This is a genomic window from Cuspidothrix issatschenkoi CHARLIE-1 (assembly GCF_002934005.1).
Lineage (GTDB): Bacteria > Cyanobacteriota > Cyanobacteriia > Cyanobacteriales > Nostocaceae > Cuspidothrix > Cuspidothrix issatschenkoi.
This window is the reverse complement of record NZ_PGEM01000146.1, coordinates 1-2321: the sequence shown is the minus strand read 5'-3', so window position 1 is coordinate 2321 and position 2321 is coordinate 1. Positions and strand designations below refer to the sequence as shown.

Below are 2321 nucleotides of genomic sequence, written 5' to 3'. Positions count from 1 at the left end.
TTTTTGATTACTTCGTGCGTAAGTCCTAGATTTGATTGATCATTCAGCTTTTTTTAATTTTTAATTCCGTCCTGGGGTACTAGGTTTGGTTGCTCTTTCGACATAACCTCCAGCGTAAGTAATTACGCACATCGTTCTGTAGGATTTATGAGCACCGTAAGCAACACCAGTCACCCGAAAAGCTGGGTTAAAAATATTTGTCCGATGTCCACGGGATGGTACACCATCATCAATAATTAATTGCATGACAATATCTTGGGCGGTATCTGGGCCATAACTGATGTTTTCGCCGGCGGTAGTTTGCCATTTACCATAGCGATTAATACGACCGCTGGGACTGCTACCATCACTGCCATCATGGCCTGTTGCACCCTTTGATCCTTGATCTTTAACGTGATCTCTCGCACCTAAAGACATTCCTTTCGAGGGACGTAATGCACCCACAGGAGAGACAGACTTTAAAAAAGCGATCGCTTCATCAACCGGTTTTACCCCTTCTTGAGTGATTAAATAGGTATTATGGGAAATTTTGACCCGATTTCCCTGAAACCGCTTTTTATAATTTTCTAAAATGGGTAGATATGACTGAGGATTTGTTCTAACTTTATTAGTTTCATCAATTACTTGTCTTTCTAAGGTAGAGAGGTAACTTATTTTTCCTGATGAGGTTTGATTATTTTTATTTGTAATCAGTTCACCAGTAGATTCTCCCAATCTTAGTAATTGATCAGAAAAAGTAGTTGCCAGTATAATAGGTAATAATACCAAAAATCCCAGGTGACGCATTCATAACCTCGTTTTCTTGTACAATTATTGCAGTAGTAATTTTTTAGATAACTACCTATTATCTGTTGTAATCTTTCTGGCTATCAAATGTAAAGATTATTTTTTAATAAACTGATGATGGTTAAAAATAGGAATTGAGAAGTGAAAAGCTATACTCATCACTTCTCATCAGACTACTCCTTACACTTATTGCAATTAGAACATTTAATCAATCGGTGCAACCTCTAGCTAAAGATGCAGATTGATGGGCAAAGTTGACAAATCTGGTATAAAAAGAGACTGTTACTCTAAAATTATTGTTTGCCCTGTAATATGTATTCGATTTCTGTCAGCTTGACAGGCCCCCCAAAATTCTCGTTACTCATAATAAAAGATGGTGTACCACCCAATCCTAATTTGCGGGCTAATTCTAAATCTTTTTGAATGAAACTATTAGCTAATTCGCGGTCAGAGTTAAATTTAATGAGATTCAAATTTAGTTTCTTAGCAGTATCTAAATATAAAGTCTCACCCAATTTCTTTTGATTGGTAAACAAGGCATCATGATATTCCCAAAACTTACCTTGCTGATAAGCTGCCCAAGCTGCTTTGGCTGCTGGTAATGCTTGTTGATGGATTTGAAAGAGGGGGAAATGTTTATAAACTAAGGTGAATTTATCCGGATATTTTGCTAATAAATCCTTGAGTGTTTGATGTGCTTCAGCGCAATAAGGACATTCAAAATCCGAAAATTCTATCAATACAGTTTTTGATTTTGTTGCACCAGTCGTGGGAGAATCGCCAATGATAGCTTTGGGTTTAGACTGTAAATCATTGATGAATTCTTCCCGTGATTGTTGTAGTTTTTCCTGCTGTTTTTGCTGGTATTTCTCTACAGATTCCAGAATTACTTCTGGGTTTTTGCGAATAATTTCTAAAACTTGTTGTTCTAGTTGGGGGCTAATTTTAGTATCAGCTTGCACAGGTAATGACCAGGTTAGCATTAGGCAGAGTAAGCTGATAATCGCCAATTTTCGGAAACGGTTAAAAATTTTCAACATTTGTTAAATGTATAACAGTAGCAATGCGATTTTATCAAGTAGCGGATAAAACAGCAATTTTTTTATTTAAAAATTAAAATTTATATACTGATAAATTTCATTAAACAGGAGTCAGTATTTCAGGAGCAAATAATCAAAACAAGAACAGTTGTATATTTCCTGTTCCCTTTCCCTCAATCAAATAGGAAAATTATATGTTAATTAGTTGGCTTTATCTAATCGCAGCAATTATTTTTGAAGTTTCGGAACTTGTATGAAACTCTCAGAAGAATTTACGAAAATTATCCCCTCAATTTTCATTTTTGTATTTTATGGACTTTCTTTAACGTTTTTAACCCTTTTTTTAAGAACAATTCCGGTAAGTATAGTTTATCCTATTTGGGCAGGATTGGGTACTCTGATAATTGTAGGACTTACGCAAAATGTAACTGCAAAGCTGATTTTTACGTAGGGGTAATTCATGAATTACCCCTACTTTCGAGGTATTTTGCGTAA

3 protein-coding genes are annotated in these 2321 nt (G+C 35.3%); 1 reads left to right on the top strand and 2 read right to left on the bottom strand.

The window, feature by feature from the left end; genetic code table 11:
* Positions 1-60: 60 nt before the first annotated feature.
* Entirely contained in the window at positions 61-786 is a 726-nt protein-coding gene (locus tag CUN59_RS17685) for a CAP domain-containing protein (RefSeq protein ID WP_104389084.1), read from the bottom strand.
* A 293-nt stretch (positions 787-1079) separates the two neighbouring features.
* The gene (locus CUN59_RS17680; protein ID WP_104389083.1) at positions 1080-1826 is read right to left on the bottom strand and encodes a DsbA family protein; all 747 of its coding nucleotides are present in this window, start codon (positions 1824-1826) and stop codon (positions 1080-1082) included.
* A gap of 253 nt (positions 1827-2079) precedes the next feature.
* Here CUN59_RS17680 and CUN59_RS17675 point away from each other — a divergent pair, with 253 nt between their 5' ends.
* Positions 2080-2277 (top strand): SMR family transporter, encoded by a 198-nt coding sequence (locus CUN59_RS17675; protein WP_438501828.1) that lies wholly within the window; start codon positions 2080-2082, stop codon positions 2275-2277.
* Positions 2278-2321 lie beyond the last annotated feature (44 nt).

Coding starts and splice junctions, on each gene's coding strand:
- CUN59_RS17685 (WP_104389084.1), bottom strand. CDS start 786: ATGCGTCACCTGGGATTTTTGGTATTATTACCTATTATACTGGCAACT.
- CUN59_RS17680 (WP_104389083.1), bottom strand. CDS start 1,826: ATGTTGAAAATTTTTAACCGTTTCCGAAAATTGGCGATTATCAGCTTA.
- CUN59_RS17675 (WP_438501828.1), top strand. CDS start 2,080: ATGAAACTCTCAGAAGAATTTACGAAAATTATCCCCTCAATTTTCATT.